Here is a 237-nt window from a genome sequence, read left to right as displayed (position 1 = left end):
GTGGAGCGTCGGCGCCAGCCTCCGATGTGTATAAGACGCCGGTATATCACAAACCGTAGCGGCCGTTGCCGGGGTCAAGCACCCGGTGGCTCAGGGTATCGTGCAGTCGCTCAGCGTGTTTATCGACACCATCATCCTGTGCAGCTGCACCGCGCTGATCATCCTGCTGTCGGGCGTGTATCAACCAGGCACCGAGATGGCCGGCGTAGTGCTTACCCTGTCTCTTATACACATCTC

The 237-nt window shown here is 59.5% G+C and carries 1 pseudogene; it reads left to right on the top strand.

The features are described 5' to 3' along the window. Positions 1-40: 40 nt before the first annotated feature. A pseudogene (locus tag ACQ4LH_RS22285) lies at positions 41-237 on the top strand (alanine:cation symporter family protein); the annotation flags it as partial.

The sequence above is a fragment of the Pseudomonas peli genome (assembly GCF_050563605.1).
Classification (GTDB): domain Bacteria; phylum Pseudomonadota; class Gammaproteobacteria; order Pseudomonadales; family Pseudomonadaceae; genus Aquipseudomonas; species Aquipseudomonas peli_A.
Note: the sequence above shows the minus strand (reverse complement) of the source record. Positions and strands in the feature narration are given on the sequence as shown.